This is a genomic window from Micromonospora sp. NPDC005215 (assembly GCF_040607915.1).
Classification (GTDB): Bacteria; Actinomycetota; Actinomycetes; order Mycobacteriales; family Micromonosporaceae; genus Micromonospora.
Window position 1 is genome coordinate 79,632 of the sequence record NZ_JBEXHQ010000003.1, and the last position, 14,665, is coordinate 94,296.

Annotated in this window: 15 protein-coding genes and 1 tRNA gene; 12 read left to right on the forward strand and 4 right to left on the reverse strand. The window is 72.9% G+C overall.

All coding sequences use genetic code 11. The features are described from left to right. The first annotated feature begins 6 nt into the window (after nucleotides 1–6). From ABZU25_RS03950 to ABZU25_RS03980, 7 genes are all read left to right on the forward strand, one after another. Entirely contained in the window at nucleotides 7–720 is a 714-nt protein-coding gene (locus ABZU25_RS03950) for a uracil-DNA glycosylase (protein ID WP_355027995.1), read from the forward strand. 21 nt (nucleotides 721–741) lie between these two features. After that, nucleotides 742–1,524, forward strand: coding sequence for a DUF4129 domain-containing protein (locus ABZU25_RS03955; protein ID WP_355027819.1), 783 nt, complete (start codon nucleotides 742–744; stop codon nucleotides 1,522–1,524). After that, nucleotides 1,521–2,105, forward strand: a complete 585-nt coding sequence (locus ABZU25_RS03960; RefSeq protein ID WP_355027820.1) for a hypothetical protein — start codon at nucleotides 1,521–1,523, stop codon at nucleotides 2,103–2,105. The genes ABZU25_RS03955 and ABZU25_RS03960 overlap by 4 nt, the downstream gene beginning before the upstream one ends. After that, nucleotides 2,105–3,112: a MoxR family ATPase gene (locus ABZU25_RS03965; protein WP_355027821.1), complete on the forward strand. Its 1,008-nt coding sequence runs from the start codon at nucleotides 2,105–2,107 to the stop codon at nucleotides 3,110–3,112. The genes ABZU25_RS03960 and ABZU25_RS03965 overlap by 1 nt, the downstream gene beginning before the upstream one ends. Further along, complete coding sequence (locus ABZU25_RS03970) at nucleotides 3,112–4,554, forward strand: DUF58 domain-containing protein (RefSeq protein WP_355027822.1); 1,443 nt, start codon at nucleotides 3,112–3,114, stop codon at nucleotides 4,552–4,554. The genes ABZU25_RS03965 and ABZU25_RS03970 overlap by 1 nt, the downstream gene beginning before the upstream one ends. Continuing rightward, entirely contained in the window at nucleotides 4,551–5,114 is a 564-nt protein-coding gene (locus ABZU25_RS03975; protein WP_355027823.1) for a hypothetical protein, read from the forward strand. The genes ABZU25_RS03970 and ABZU25_RS03975 overlap by 4 nt, the downstream gene beginning before the upstream one ends. A gap of 102 nt (nucleotides 5,115–5,216) precedes the next feature. Beyond that, on the forward strand, nucleotides 5,217–6,548 hold the full coding sequence (locus tag ABZU25_RS03980) for an NAD(P)/FAD-dependent oxidoreductase (protein ID WP_355027824.1): 1,332 nt from the start codon (nucleotides 5,217–5,219) through the stop codon (nucleotides 6,546–6,548). 76 nt (nucleotides 6,549–6,624) lie between these two features. Here ABZU25_RS03980 and ABZU25_RS03985 read toward each other — a convergent pair whose 3' ends face one another. Further along, nucleotides 6,625–8,475, reverse strand: a complete 1,851-nt coding sequence (locus tag ABZU25_RS03985; protein WP_355027825.1) for a hypothetical protein — start codon at nucleotides 8,473–8,475, stop codon at nucleotides 6,625–6,627. 101 nt (nucleotides 8,476–8,576) lie between these two features. Here ABZU25_RS03985 and ABZU25_RS03990 point away from each other — a divergent pair. The 4 genes from ABZU25_RS03990 (at nucleotide 8,577) to ABZU25_RS04005 (ending at nucleotide 10,877) form a co-directional block, all read left to right on the forward strand. Next, nucleotides 8,577–8,657: transfer RNA gene (locus ABZU25_RS03990), tRNA-Leu, on the forward strand. Nucleotides 8,658–8,763: 106 nt separating this feature from the next. Beyond that, nucleotides 8,764–9,579 carry a Bax inhibitor-1/YccA family protein gene (locus ABZU25_RS03995; protein ID WP_355027826.1) on the forward strand — a complete coding sequence of 272 codons (816 nt, stop codon included), beginning with the start codon at nucleotides 8,764–8,766 and terminating at the stop codon, nucleotides 9,577–9,579. Between the two features lie 185 nt (nucleotides 9,580–9,764). Beyond that, nucleotides 9,765–10,523, forward strand: a complete 759-nt coding sequence (locus ABZU25_RS04000) for a Bax inhibitor-1/YccA family protein (protein WP_355027827.1) — start codon at nucleotides 9,765–9,767, stop codon at nucleotides 10,521–10,523. A 33-nt stretch (nucleotides 10,524–10,556) separates the two neighbouring features. Then, on the forward strand, nucleotides 10,557–10,877 hold the full coding sequence (locus ABZU25_RS04005; protein ID WP_355027828.1) for a hypothetical protein: 321 nt from the start codon (nucleotides 10,557–10,559) through the stop codon (nucleotides 10,875–10,877). Between the two features lie 12 nt (nucleotides 10,878–10,889). Here ABZU25_RS04005 and ABZU25_RS04010 read toward each other — a convergent pair whose 3' ends face one another. The 3 genes from ABZU25_RS04010 to ABZU25_RS04020 all read right to left on the reverse strand — a co-directional run bounded on the left by ABZU25_RS04010 (nucleotide 10,890) and on the right by ABZU25_RS04020 (nucleotide 14,088). Beyond that, nucleotides 10,890–12,152, reverse strand: coding sequence for an acetyl-CoA C-acetyltransferase (locus tag ABZU25_RS04010; protein WP_355027829.1), 1,263 nt, complete (start codon nucleotides 12,150–12,152; stop codon nucleotides 10,890–10,892). A gap of 77 nt (nucleotides 12,153–12,229) precedes the next feature. After that, nucleotides 12,230–13,042 (reverse strand): SGNH/GDSL hydrolase family protein, encoded by an 813-nt coding sequence (locus ABZU25_RS04015; protein WP_355027830.1) that lies wholly within the window; start codon nucleotides 13,040–13,042, stop codon nucleotides 12,230–12,232. Next, nucleotides 13,039–14,088 (reverse strand): SGNH/GDSL hydrolase family protein, encoded by a 1,050-nt coding sequence (locus ABZU25_RS04020; protein ID WP_355027831.1) that lies wholly within the window; start codon nucleotides 14,086–14,088, stop codon nucleotides 13,039–13,041. The genes ABZU25_RS04015 and ABZU25_RS04020 overlap by 4 nt, the downstream gene beginning before the upstream one ends. A 150-nt stretch (nucleotides 14,089–14,238) precedes the next feature. Between ABZU25_RS04020 and ABZU25_RS04025 the strand changes: the two genes are divergently transcribed. Next, complete coding sequence (locus ABZU25_RS04025) at nucleotides 14,239–14,595, forward strand: YkvA family protein (protein WP_355027832.1); 357 nt, start codon at nucleotides 14,239–14,241, stop codon at nucleotides 14,593–14,595. Nucleotides 14,596–14,665 lie beyond the last annotated feature (70 nt).

Here is a 14,665-nt window from a genome sequence, read left to right on the forward strand (position 1 = left end):
GAGCAGGTGGTCGCCCGCGCAGCGCGGGCGACCGACCTGGCCGACCTGGACGCGGCGGTGACTGACTGTTTCGCCTGCCCCCGGTTGGTCCGGTGGCGGGAGGAGGTCGCGCGCACCCGCCGGGCTGCCTTCCGCGACCAGGAGTACTGGGGCCGCCCGGTGCCGGGCTTCGGCACCGACGACGCGCGGATCGCCATTCTCGGGCTGGCACCCGCCGCGCACGGCGGCAACCGCACGGGCCGGATCTTCACCGGTGACCGGTCCGGTGACGTGTTGTTCGCCGCGCTGCACCGGGCCGGGCTGGCGAACCAGCCGACAAGCGTCGCCGCCGACGACGGGCTGGCCCTGCGGGACCTGCGGATCTTCTCGGCTGTCCGGTGTGCGCCTCCGGACAACAAGCCGACCCCGCAGGAGCGGGACAATTGCGCGCCCTGGCTGCACCGCGAGGTCACGCTGATCGAGCCCACGCTGCGTGTCGTCGTCGCGCTTGGCGCGTTCGCCTGGGCCTCGTGGTGGCCGGTGCTTCGCCAGGTGTACGGGCAGCGCCCGCCCAGCCCGCGACCGGCGTTCGGTCATGGGGCACACTGGTCCGGCACAGCCGCTCCGGACTTGCTGGGCAGCTACCACGTCAGCCAGCAGAACACCTTCACCGGGCGGCTGACACCAAAGATGCTGGACGACGTCTTCGGCCAGGCTAAGCAGCTGGCCGGGGTGGACTGAGACACGCGTGGGGTGGTGGCGATGACAGACGGAACACGCCCCCCCACCCCGTCGCAGGCCGCCGAGCCGGGGGTGTTGCGTCCGGCGCTCGGCCTGCTTCGCCGGTGGTGGCCGGTCGCCGCGGTCGCCGCACTGCTCGCCGGTGCCGCGCTGGCGTCCGCGCACTCGTCGATCGGGGCCAGCCGGATCCCGCCGGCCGCGGAGAACGTCCCGTGGGTGCCCGAGTACCCGACCGCCGAGCCGTCGCCGTCCATCCCGGTCGAGCCGCGTACGGCCGGTGAGGCAACGCAGGCGCACATCCCGCAGTGGATCGCCACCGTGGCAGTGGTTCTGCTCGGGCTGGCCATCCTCGCCGCCCTCGGTTACCTGTCCTGGATTCTGATCCGGGGCGCACTGCGCCGCACCACCCGGGCCCTGCCGGCGCAGCGGGCCCGGCGTACCGCCGAGGGCACCGCCCACGAGGTGGTCGCCGCCCTCGACGCCGGCCTGTTGGAGCTCGACGACCGGGACACCGATCCCCGGGTGGCGGTGATCGCCTGCTGGGTGCGCCTGGAGGAGGCCGCCGCCGCGGCCGGCGTGCCACGGCTCGCCGGGGACACCCCCACCGACCTGGTCAGCCGGCTGCTACGAGGTGACCCGGCGGCCGGCGTTCCGGCGATCGTCAGCACCGACGTGCTTGCCGAGTTCGCGCACGTCTACCGGGAGGCCCGCTACGCCACCCGCCCGGTCGACGAACGCACCCGCGACCAGGCCCGCGCCGCACTTCGTCGGCTGCGTGGAGAGCTCACGGCGGTGACCCCGTGAGCAGCACCAGCATCGACGACCTGCTTGCGTTCGAGGAGGAGGCCGCGCCGAGAGGCCCAGAGGCGCCCCGCTCTCGGACCGGTCCCGTGGTGCGCGCCCTCGCATTGGCCGCCGCGGTCGTCGCGGTGTTGCTCGTCGGCCTCCGCGCGGTTGGCCTCCAGGTCTCGCTGCCCGTACTCATTGCCGGGGTGCTCGCCGTGCTGGCGGTCCGCCGGGTCACCGCCCTGCTCGCGCCGCCACCTCCGCTGCCCGGGGGTGGCCGGGGCGGGACGGGCGAGGAGGACGGCAGCTACAACTGGGGTGCCCGGGACGCGTTGCGCACCGCGATCAATCGCTGGGAATGGCCGCTGGACTGGTCCACGACCCGACCCGAACGCTTCACCGGGGTGGTCCTGCCCCGGATCGGTGAACTGGCCGACGAGCGGATGCGCCTGAAGCACGGCGTCACCCGCGAGTCGGATCCGGCCCGCGCCCGTGTCCTGCTGGGTGACCGGCTGTGGACGTTCCTGGAGACCCCGCCTCGCCGCACCCCGTCGCCACGCGACCTCGCGGTGATCGTCGCCGAACTGGAGAAGATCTGATGAACGACGTGGACCGGAGCATTGCCCCCGCCGAGGTCGGCCACCTGGCTCGGTCGGTCCTGGACGCCGTCGGCACCGTCGTGGTCGGCAAGCGGGACGCGTTGGAGCTGGTCCTCGCCGGCATCCTGGCGGGCGGTCACGTGCTGCTCGAAGATCTGCCGGGGCTGGGCAAGACGCTCACCGCACGCTCGTTCGCCCAGGCGCTGGGCTTGGACTTCCGCCGGTTGCAGTTCACCCCCGACCTGCTCCCCGCCGACGTCACCGGCTCGTTCCTCTACGACCAGCGCAACGGCGACTTCACCTTCCGGGCCGGGCCGGTCTTCACCAACCTGCTGCTCGCCGACGAGATCAACCGGACGCCGCCGAAGACGCAGTCCGCGCTGCTGGAGGCGATGCAGGAGAAGCAGGTTTCGGTGGAGGGGGTGACCTACAAGCTGGACGAGCCGTTCCACGTGCTGGCCACCGCCAACCCGATCGAGTACGAGGGCACGTACCCGCTGCCCGAGGCCCAGCTGGACCGGTTCCTGCTGCGGGTCTCCTTCGGTTACCCGCAGCACGAGGAGGAGTGGGAGGTGCTCCGCCGCCGGATGAGCCGCCGCCGTGAGGAGGCGGACATCAAGGCGGTGGTCGACGCCGCCACGCTGCGGGCCATGCAGGCCGCCCTGGAGGACGTGGTGGTGGAGGACTCCATCGGCCGCTACATCGTCTCCCTCACCGCGGCCACCCGGGAGCACCCGTCGGTGCTGGTCGGCGCGTCCCCTCGGGGATCGTTGGCGCTGCTGCTGCTGGCCCGGGTCCGCGCGGTGTTCGGCGGCCGGGACTACGTGGTGCCGGAGGACGTCAAGGAGGTGGCGGCTCCCGCCCTGGCCCACCGGATCACCCTGCGCCCGGAGATGTGGTTGCGCCGGGTCGATCCGGCGTTCGTGGTCGGCGAGGTGCTGGAGGCCACCCCCGCCCCGGCGAGTGGCGCGCTGCCCAGCTACGCCGCGGGCGGGCCTCGGCGCTGATGACCGGACCGACAGTGCCGACGGCCACCGAGCCGGAACCGGCTGCCGGCTGGGCACCCACCCGGGCGCTCGGCCGGGCGGTGCTGCTCGCCGGCCTGCTGCTGGTGGCGGGGGTGCTGCTGGGGCGGGTCGACCTGATCGTGTTGGCCGCCCCGTTCGCGCTGGGCACCGCGTACGCGCTGCGCCGGCGGCCGACGGCGCTGCCGCAGGTGTGGATCACGCAGGGCGAGGACGGGCCGCTGGTCGAGGGCGGCGACGTGACGGCGGCGGTGAGCGTCGGCAATCCGGACACAGTGGACTACGACCTGGTGGTGGTGCGTTCCCGCGTGTCGCCGTGGCTGCGCATCGACCGGGCCGGCTTCGCCCTGGACGGGATCGTCGACGACGCGTCGCCCGCCGCCACGACGCCGACCGGCGGTGGCGCTCCGGCCAGCGGTAGGGGTCGATCCGTCGCCGACCGGCCGTTCGTGACGTCGGTGCCCAGCGCGACGGTGGCGGATCTGGAACTGGCCGGCCACGCCCTGCGCTGGGGCCGGCATCCGGTGGGACCGGCCGGTGCCCGGGTCGCCACGGCGGGTGGCCTGCTGGTCTCCCGGGCGGTGCTCACCGAGCCGGTCCGGGTGCGGGTGTACCCGCGTACCGAGCCGTTCGAGGCCGTCGAGGCGATGCCCCGCGCCGCCGGGCTGGTCGGGGCGCACCACTCCCGTCGGCCCGGCGAGGGCGGCGAGCTGGCCGGGGTACGGATCTTCGCCCCGGGGGACCGGCTGCGCCGCATCGACTGGCGGGTGTCGTTGCGCGCCCGGCAGTTGCACGTGGCAGCCACGCTCTCCGACCGCGACGCCGAGGTGGTGGTGCTGCTCGACGTGCTCGCCGAGGCTGGCCGCTCCGGCGGGGTGAGCGGCGCCGCCTCGGTGCTGGACACCACAGTCCGGGCCACGGCCGCGATCGCCGAGCACTACCTGCACCGCGGCGACCGGGTCTCCCTGCTGGAGTACGGGCCGACAGCTCGCCGGCTGCGTCCGGCCGCCGGGCGTCGGCAGTACCTGACCGTTCTGGAGTGGCTGCTCGACGTGCACGTCCACCCGTCCTCGCACGAGCCGTACGACCAGGTCTTCGGCCCGCAACTGCTCTCCTCGGACGCGCTGGTGGTGGTGTTGACTCCGCTGCTTGACGAACGGTCGGCGCAGATGCTCGCCCGGCTGGCCCGCGCCGGCCGGTTCGTGGTGGCCGTCGACACGCTGCCGACCGACCTGTCGTCGCCGAAGAACCAGGGCTGGGCCGAGGTGGCGTACCGGCTGTGGCGCCTGGATCGGGACGTCATGATCGGACAGCTCCGGGAGCACGGCGTACCGGTGGTGCGCTGGGCCGGTGCCGGCAGCCTGGACCAGGTGTTGCGGGACGTGGCCCGGTTGGCGACGGCTCCGAGGGTTGGTGGCAGATGATCGACGCGGTGACCGGGCGGGTTCGGGCCGCCCAGCAAGCGGTGGCCCGCATCAGTGCTGCCCCGCTACTGGTTCGGGCCGGGATCTTCGTCATCGTGTTTGCCGGGTTCGCCCTGGCCTTCCCCGCCGAGGTGCTTTCCGGCCGCCCGCTCCTCTTCCTGGCGGTCGCCGCGCTGTTTCCCGCGTTCGGTCCGCGCCGGGTCTGGGCGGTTTTCGCGGCGTTGGTCACGGTCGGCGGGTGGTTGCTCGCCACCGACGGGTACGGCCGCCCGGTGGCCCTCTGGCGGCTGCTCGCCGTCGCCGCCCTGCTCTACCTGGCGCACACCCTCTGCGCGCTGGCCGCACTGTTGCCCTACGACGCGGTGGTGGACCCCGCGCTGATCACCCGGTGGTTGCTGCGGGCGGGCGGTGTCCTGCTGGGCACCGCGGTGCTGGGGGTGCTGTTGTTGCAGGCCGCGGGCATGGGTGGGGAGGCCGGATACCAGTGGGTGACAGTGCTGGGGCTGCTGCTGGCTGTGGGCACGGCGGCGTTGCTGGGCTGGCTGCTGCGACGGCGGTGACCGGTGCGACCTGAGGGTTACGCAGGTCACATGGGTTGTGCTCCGTCACAGATGGGGGCCGCGAGCGGCATTACCTGAGCCGGCCGGGGAAAGATAGACAACGTGAATCCGAAGCGGATCCTTGTGGTGGGTGCCGGGCACGTCGGTCTTTACGCGGCGCTGCGCCTGTCGAAGAAGCTCAGCTCCCGTGAGGCTGAGGTCATGGTGGTGGACCCCCAACCGCACATGACCTATCAGCCGTTCCTGCCCGAGGCCGCGGCGGGCAACATCTCCCCACGGCACTCCGTGGTGCCGCTGCGCCAGGAGTTGCGGCGGTGCAAGTTGGTGGCTGGCACTGTCACGCGGATCGAGCACGACCGCAAGGTGGCCACCGTGCAGCCGATCAGCGGCCCGGCCCGGGAGATCACCTACGACCACGTGGTCGTGGCCCCGGGGTCGGTTTCCCGCACCCTGCCGATCCCCGGCCTGCACGAGCAGGGCATCGGGTTCAAGACCATCGGCGAGGCGATCTACCTGCGCAACCACGTCCTGGACCGGCTCGACGTGGCGGCCGCCACGGCCGACCCGGACGTCCGGCGTTCGGCGCTGACCTTCACCTTCGTCGGCGGTGGGTACGCCGGCATCGAGGCGCTCGCCGAGATGGAGGACATGGCTCGCGACGCCCTGCGCTACTACCCGGAGCTGAACCAGGACGAGGTTCGTTGGGTGCTGGTCGAGGCGACCCAGCGGGTGCTGCCCGAGGTCGACCGGGACATGGGCGCCTACACCGTCCAGCAGCTGATGAAGCGCAACATGGACATCCGGCTGGACACCCGGCTCGAGTCCTGCGTCGACGGGGTGGTCAAGCTCTCCGACGGGGACAGCTTCCGGTCCGACACGATCGTCTGGACGGCCGGCGTGAAGCCGTCGCCGATGCTGGACGCGACCGACTTCCCGCGCGACGACCGTCGGCGGATCACCTGCCTGCCCACGCTCCAGGTGGTCGACGGCGACCGGGTGGTCGAGGGCGCGTGGAGCGCCGGCGACTGCGCCGCCGTGCCGGACCTCACCAAGGAGCCGGGCAACTTCTGCTCGCCGAGCGCGCAGCACGCGGTGCGCCAGGCCGCCCGGATGGCCGACAACATCACGGCCGTGATCCGAGGCCGCGAGCCGGTCAACTACAAGCACAAGCACGTCGGTAGCGTCGCTAGCCTCGGTCTGCACAAGGGCGTCGCCCAGGTGTACGGGATCAAGATGACCGGCTGGCCGGCGTGGGTCATGCACCGGACGTACCACATGAGCCGGATCCCGTCGTTCAACCGCAAGGTCCGGGTGGTGGTGGACTGGTCGTTGGCGTTCTTCCTCAAGCGTGAGGTGGTCGCCCTGGGGCAGTTGCACGACCCGCGCGAGGAGTTCGTCGAGGCGTCCCAGCCGGTCGGCGCACCGCGCGTCTGACCCAGAGATGCACGAGAGGGCCTCTTCTTACCGTTTCCGGTAGGGAGGGGCCCTTCTCGGGTGCGGCGGTGGGGGGTCAGACGCGCCAGATCCAGGCGTCGGCCACCCGGGTTCCGGGGCCGTAGAGCTGCTCCAGGGTGCTCCGCAAACTCTCCGCGTGCGGCGCGTCGTCGGCCAGCGCCACGCACGAGGCGCCCCAGAAGTCCGCGTCCCGGGCGGCCTGCCGGCGCTGCTCGTCGCCGATGGCCGGTTGGTCACCGCGCCGGGCGACGTCCGCCAGCAGCGCGGAGGTGGGCTGCTTGAAGGTGCCCATCGCCGCGGTGCCGCCCCGCCCGTACGGGCCGATGAAGAACCCCTCGGGCAGGCTGAAGGCGGCGTCGGCGGCGGTGGCCCAGCGCATCGGCCCCGGTTCCCTGGGCGTGGGCAGCGGCACCGGAACCAACACCCCGCCGGGGGGTACGCACTGCCGCCAGTGGCCGCCGGTGATGAACTCCGGCACGGCGGGCCGTGCGGTGGTCGGCAGGGGAGTGGGGAAGATCGGCAGCAGCGCCGCGCCGACGGCCAGTGGCACCAGCCGTCGGGCCCGACCGGTGCCGCGCAGAGCCCGGTCGACCGCCAGCACGAGCAGTGTCGCGACGATCGGCAGCAACGCCAGCGCGAACCGCATCGGCAACGCGCCATCCACCACCGGTAGCCCGCCGATCAGGGCGTACGGGCCGGGAAGCGCGGTCCTGGTGCCACCGAGCACCACCTCGGGGCCGAGCGAGAGCGCACCCATCACCAGGCCCGCCACGACGCAGGCGAAGACCAGTCGACGTCGCCCGGCCCAGATCGCGCAGGCCACGGTGACCAGCAGGAGGGGCCAGCCGAGGAACGTGTTGTACTCGGCCGGACCGGTGGTCAGCCGGGCCGCCTCGTCGCTGCCGGCCACCGACAGCGGGGAGACCGTCCACCAGCTGCTCAGGTCGGCGGAGAAGTAGGCCGGGGTGAACATGCCGTCGGCAACACCCTGCGGGCCGGCGAACTGGAACCACAGCGGGTAGCCGAGCACCAGCAGGGAGAGCCCGGCGGCGATCGCCAGCCCACCGGCGAAGCCGGGCAGCGCCCGCCGCGCCAGGTCCCGGTCCGCCACGGCGTAGCCGATCGCCATCACCAGCAGCGTGACGGCGGCGAGGAAGAGCACCTCCTCGCCGATGAACACCTGCGCGCTGACCGCGCCGGCCAGCCCGGCCGCCGAGGTGACCATCCGTCGGCGATCCGGCCCGCCGGGTCGGGCCCGTCCGGGCGTCGCCGGCCCCGGGTCGGCCGCCCGCAGCAGCCGGACCACCAGCCAGACGATCACCGGCACCAGCCACTGGGCGGTCATGTGCAGGTGGCTGTTGGTCTGCGAGACCATGCCGGGGCCGAAGCCGCACAGTCCTGCCCCGAGCGCCGCAGCGAGCCGGCGGGCGCGCAGCATCCGGTGCAACAGCAGGTACCAGGCGGCGGCGGTGCCGGCGAGGTTGGCGGCGGCGAGCAGCGCGAAGCTGACCGGTGCGCCCAGCAGCAGGGTGACCGGCGCGAAGACGATGCCGAGCGCGATCACCGTGGTGTTGGCCATCAGGTTGACGCCGTCGGGCGCGTTGAGTCGGTCGGTGAGCAGGTCGAAGTCCCCGAGCAGCGCGCGGGCGTCGACCGCCAGGAACCATTCGTAGAGGGTCTGGTCCTCCGGGTTGAGCGCCAGGGTGCGGCCGGACGGATCGGGCCACAGCCCGTGGGTGAGCCAGCCGGCGAGCACCACCCAGACCAGAGCGACGAGCAGATCCGCCCGGTGTCGGTGGACGGCGGCCAGCAGGCGGGCGGCCCGAGGCCGGCGGTCGACCCGACGGGCGACGCGGAGCGCCTGCTCAGGGGCGGCGTCGGGGGCCGTGGGGGCTGCGCTGCTCACGGCACCGACCCTAATGTGGCAAGCCCTGCTGGGTACGTCGGGTCGCCGCTAACCGGTTACGGTGACACTGCACCGCGCGTGTCGACGCGCCGGTGCCACCCGCCCGGGTGGTGGAAAGGCAGACACGGCCGCCTTAAAAGCGGCTGCCGCAAGGCGTGCGGGTTCGACCCCCGCCCCGGGCACCCCCAGCTCGACACATTCTCATTCGTGATCACCAGGACTTGGCCACGCCGTTTACTCTTGAAGGGCACGTTCACGTGCAAACGACCCCCTGAGGGAGGCCAGACAGTGAAGACCTCGAACCCGGTGCTCGCCCGGCTCGGCCAAGCGGCCGAGCGGGAGCGCTCCGCCGGGTACGCCCCGGCCGGGCCGTACGGACAGCCCGGCATTCCCCAGCAGTACCCGTCCCAGGCCGGCTACCCGGCCGCGCCGCCGACCGTGGCGCCCATGACCGTCGACGACGTGGTCGTCAAGACGGTCGCCCTGCTCGGCATCCTGGGCATCACCGCCGCAGCCGCCTGGGTGCTCGTGCCCGACGCGCTGGTCGGTACCGCCTGGATCGGTGCGGCGGTGGTCGGCCTCGTCCTCGGCTTGATCATTTCGTTCTCCCGGATGGCCAACCCGGCGTTGGTGATCGCGTACGCGGTCGTCGAGGGTGTCTTCGTCGGCATGGTCAGCAAGGCGTTCGAGACGGCCTACGACGGCATCGTGCTCCAGGCCGCCGCGGCCAGCTTCGGCATCTTCTTCCTGATGGCGATGCTCTACCGGGCGAAGGTCATCCGGGCCACCCCGGCCTTCGTCAAGGGCATGATCGCGGTGATGACCGGCCTCTTCGCGGTCATGATGATCAACCTGGTGCTGGCGCTGTTCGGCGTCAACACCGGCCTGCGGGACGGCAGCCCGCTGGCCATCGGTTTCAGTCTGGTCTGCATCGTGGTCGCCTCGCTGAGCTTCGTGCTCAGCTTCAAGGAGATCGAGGACGGCGTCCGGATGGGCCTGCCGCAGCGCTACTCCTGGGTGGCCGCGTTCGGCATCCTGGTCAGCCTGGTCTGGCTCTACATCGAGATCCTGCGCCTGCTGAGCTACTTCCAGGGCGACGACTGACCTCGTCCGCACTGCCGACCGGCGCCCGCTCCCGCTTCGGCGGGGGCGGGCGCCGTCGTCCGCGCCGTTTTCCCGCCGCCGCCGGTCCGCCCGGGGCAGAGTGACTGCGAGGGCCTGTGTTTAAGCCCAGGCCGGCCAGGGGCTTTGACACAGGCCCGGCGGGTACGCGGGCGAAGGAGGCGGCGGTGCGCAGCAACAACCCGGTGCTCAACCGGCTGGACGAGACCGGCCGGGTGGAGTCCCGGGTGCTCGGCGCCCGCGACGTCGAGCCGATGACGGTCGACGACGTGGTGGCCCGTACCGTCGGGTTGTTGCTGGTCACCGGTGTGGCGGCGGCGGTGTCCTGGGCGGTGATCCCGGACGCGGACTGGCTTGGCGCCGCACTGGCCGGCAGCGCGCTCGCCTCGATCGCGCTGGTCCTTGTCATCTCGTTGCGAGGCATCACCAACCCGGTGCCGATCGTCGGCTACGCCGTGCTTCAGGGCCTGTTGCTCGGGGTGGCGAGTCGCACCTTCGAGCAGGTCTACCCGGGCATCGTGGTGCAGGCGGTGGCCGGCACGTTCGGCGTCTTCCTCGGCATGGCGGCGCTCTACCGGGCCAGGGTGATCCGGGCGACGCCCCGGCTGGCCCGCCTGGTGATCGGGACGTTGCTCGGGATCGCCGTGCTCAGCGTGGTCAACCTGGTGTCGTACCTGATCTCCGGCCGGCCGGGTCTGGCGGTATACAGCGTCAGTGGGCAGGTGGGCTGGCTGCCGTACGCCTTCTCGGTGGTGGCCATCATCGCCGGGGCGTTCAGTTTCATCCTGGACTTCGACCTCGTCGAGCGCTCGGTGCGCGACGGTCGACCCCGCCGGTACGCGTGGCTGAGCGCGTTCGGCCTGCTCACCGGTTTGGTTTTCCTCTACTGGCAGCTGCTGCGGCTGCTCAGCTACCTGCGTCGGTGACCGGTGCGCCGGCCGGCCGTAGACTCGGTGCCGATGAGCGCAGCGGAGTTGGATCAGGCCGTGCGGTTGCTGGTCAGTCAGGTCGGGCACTGGCAGCAGCCGCGCTGGGCGGCGGTCGCGACCACCGGCAACGTGCCCCGCGCCGACCTGGTGCACCGGTTGGTGCAGGAGCTGGCCAACCTGGCCGCCGACGCCGAGGGCGAGCCGCGCCGGACCGTGCCCCGGCTCGACAACGACCTGGCGCTGCCCGACCAGTTACGGGTGGTGACGGCCGACCTGCGGGCCACCGGAGCCGGCGACGAGGTGCTGGCGCGGGCCGCCGCCGAGGTGACGGCGACCCGCAGCGCGCTCTGAGGGCGGCCCGGCTCAGTTGAGCCGTTCGAGCACCATGGCCATGCCCTGGCCGCCGCCCACACACATGGTCTCCAGACCGATGGTCTTGTCGTGCCACTCCAGCGCGTTGAGCAGGGTGCCGGTGATCCGGGCGCCGGTCATACCGAACGGGTGACCGACCGCGATGGCGCCGCCCATCACGTTCAGCTTCTCCTCCGGGATGCCCAGCTGGCGGTAGGAGGGGATGACCTGCGCCGCGAACGCCTCGTTGATCTCGACGAGGTCGACGTCGTCGATGGTCATGCCGGCCCGGCGCAGCGCCTGCCGGGACGCCTCGACCGGCCCGAGGCCCATGATCTCCGGTGACAGGGCGGTCACACCGGTGGAGACGATCCGGGCCAACGGGGTCAGCCCCAACTCCTCGGCCCGCTGGGCGCTCATCACCACCACGGCTGCCGCGCCGTCGTTGAGCGGGCAGCAGTTGCCCGCGGTGATCCGACCGTCCGGACGGAACACCGGCTTCAGGCCGGCGACCGCGTCCAGGGTGACGCCGGCACGGGGGCCGTCGTCGGTGCTCACCACGGTGCCGTCCGGCGTGGTGACCGGGGTGATCTCCCGGGCCCAGAAGCCGTCGGTGATGGCCTTCTCGGCGAGGTTCTGGCTGCGTACGCCGAACTCGTCCATGTCGGCGCGGGTCACGTCGTACACCTGGGCCAGGTTTTCCGCGGTCTGCCCCATGGTCAGGTAGATATCGGGCAGCTCGCCGGCCTCACGCGGGTCGGCCCAGACCTCGGCGCCGCCCTGCGCGCGGCGCTTCGAGCGCTCGCCGGCCGCCCCGAAGCGGGGATTCTCCCAACCGCCGCCGACCAGCGCCTGCGCCTCCGGCGGCAGCCCGTCGGAGCTGCCCCGGGCGTAGCGGGACACCATCTCCACGCCGGCGGAGACGAACACGTCGCCCTCGCCGGCCCGGATCGCGTGCATCGCCATCCGGGTGGTCTGCACCGACGAGGCGCAGTAGCGGGTCAGCGTGGCACCGGGCACAGTGTCCAGACCGAGCAGGGTGGACACCACCCGGGCCATGTTGAAGCCCTGCTCACCCCCGGGGAGGCCGCACCCGAGGTAGAGGTCGTCGATCGTGGTCGGGTCGAGTTGGGGGATCTTGTCCAGAGCCGCCTGGACGATGGTCGCGGCGAGGTCGTCGGAGCGGACGTCGCGCAGGGACCCCTTGTGCGCCCGGCCGATGGGGGAGCGGGCGGTGGCGACGATGACGGCGTCGCGGGACGACTCAATCGGCATGAGCCAACGTTAACCCGTCAGTAACATGACGCGGAAGGAGCGTGCGCGGCGGGAAATGTCACCCTGGCTGGGACGATCTAGCGCCGGGTCGTGGCCGCCGCCGCCGCGACGATGGCGGGCAGCAGCGCGTGCGCCCACACCCGGTAGCCGTCGGCGGAGGGGTGGAAGCCGTCGTGGCAGAGCGTCCCCGCGTCGGCCCGGAACACCGGCCCGGTCTCGGTGGCGAGGTCGACCACCGAGCCGCCCGCGTCCAGCACGGCGGCGGTCTGCGCGCGGGCCATCCGACGCCCCGACCAGCCGACCACCTGGCGCAGCGGCGGCGCGATGGCACGCACCGCGCCGAGATCGGGGCAGGTGCCCACCACCACCTCGACCCGCGCCTCCCGCAGCCGGTGCACAGCGGCGGCGAGGTAGGCCGCCGCGTCGGAGGGGCGGCGCAGCCCGGTGGCGTCGTTCGCGCCGATCAGGATCAGCGCCACGTCGGGCCGTTCACCGAGCAGGGCCCGGGCCACCTGGGTGGCCAGGTCCGTCGAGCGGGAACCCGAGACGCCGACGCTGGACAGGTGCACGCGTCGGCCGGTCGGGCCCTCGGCGAGCAGGTTGGCCAACTGCCCGCCGATGGTGTCGTCGAGACGGTCGACACCCACGCCGAGTGCCGACGAGTCGCCGAGCAGCACCAGCCGCAGCGGCGGTGCGCCCGCCCGGCCGATCGTGGCCCGCAGGGCCAGCCCCAGCTCCGGTTGGGCGTAGCGCCGGTGCCGGGCGACGAACGCCTCACCGGCCAGGACGGCAGCGCCGCCCACGGTGCCGGCGAGCAGCGAGAACGCCGCCGCCCGACCCAGTCGGCCGGCGAGGCCGGCGGTCACGCCCCGCTCGCTGCGTTCGTTCATGCCAGTCCCTCCACTGTCGAGGCGTCCGGAGCGGATCCGTGCTGCGGCACCGCGCCGACACCGAAGAACGCCCGGCGACGCAACCTCGCCCACCGGCCGGCCGGCCCCCGGTCGCGGCCCTGGACCTGGACGCCGCTGACCTCGGTGCCGGCGTGCCGGGCCGCCTCCTGCGCGGCCTCCGGCAGCGACCGTACGCCCTCTCCCCACGTCGGTGTGGCCCGTCGTTCCTGCCCTGCGCCGAGCGCGGACAGCATCGTCGGCAGGAGCGCGGCGGCGGCCATCGCGTACCCCTCGGCGGAGGGATGGAACCGGTCCCACGCGAACATCCGGGTCGGCTCCGCCGCGAACCGGGGGCCGAGGAGATCACCGAGGGAGACCGTCCAACCGCCCGCCTCCACCACCGCGACCGTCTGGGCGGCGGCGAGTTGGCGGCTCCACCGGTGCGCCAGCCACCGCAGCGGCGGCTGGATCGGGCGGATAGCACCCAGGTCGGGGCAGGTGCCGACGACCACCTCGCAGCCGGAGTCGCGCAGCGTGTGCACCGCCTCGACGAGATAGCGCACAGCCAGCCCACGCGGGGTCCGGTTGGTGATGTCATTGCCGCCGATGAGGATCACCGCGACGTCGGGTCGGCACTCCAGCGCCGCCTCCACCTGGTGGCGGAGCGCCGCGGAGATGGCGCCGACCACCGCGAAGCGGTGCAGTCGCACCGGCCGGTGCAGTCGACGGGACAGGCCGTTGGCGAGCAGCGCGCCGGGCGTCTCCCGACGGCGGTGCACCCCGTAGCCGGCAGCCGACGAGTCGCCGAGCACGACCATGGTGAGGGCCGGGCCAGGGAACTTCGCGCCGTAGATCCCGTCGCAGCGTGGTGGCGGTGCCTCGGCCATCGGGATGGTGCGTCGGGCCTGCCGGGCCTGGCCGAGCAGCACACCGCCGGTCGCCACCGCGGCCGCCGCGGTGGCGCCCGTCCCGATCGCCGCCAGCCGGGCGAACCGCCGCGTCTGCCGCCAGCGCTCACCGGGTACGACGGAATCAGCCACCCCCATACCACGACATTATCGCGCCGCCCCGACATGCCGCTGTCGTCGTGCCGGCACCCGAGTGCCTGGAAACCGACGCGGCGGGGTATCGGTACGGCAGAGGCCGGCCGACTTGCGCCGACCCGCCACGCTGATTCGGCGGAGAGGAGCGCGACGATGGGGAAGACACTGAAGCGCAGCGCGGCGTTCGCGGCCCTGGCGCGGGCACTGACGGCCGGGGCACGCGGAGGGCCGTCGCTGGGCACCCGGCTGGCCGCCCTGCCCCGGATGATCCGGGCCACCACCAAGGGGGAGTACGACGGCGGGCTACGGCTGGCCCTGATGACGGCGGCGACGGCGTACATCGTCTCGCCGATCGACCTGCTCCCGGAGATCCCGCTGGCGATCTTCGGGCTGGCCGACGACGCGGTCATGATCACGTGGTTGGCCGGCAGCGTGCTCGCCGAAACAGAGCGCTTCCTCCAGTGGGAGGCCGGGCGCAGCTCGGTCATCCCCGGGGGGCTGGTGCCCTGACGACACGTACGCTGGGCGGCGAGGAAACGTCTGCCCGGCCGCCGTCGCCGGCGCCGCAACGAAGGGCACA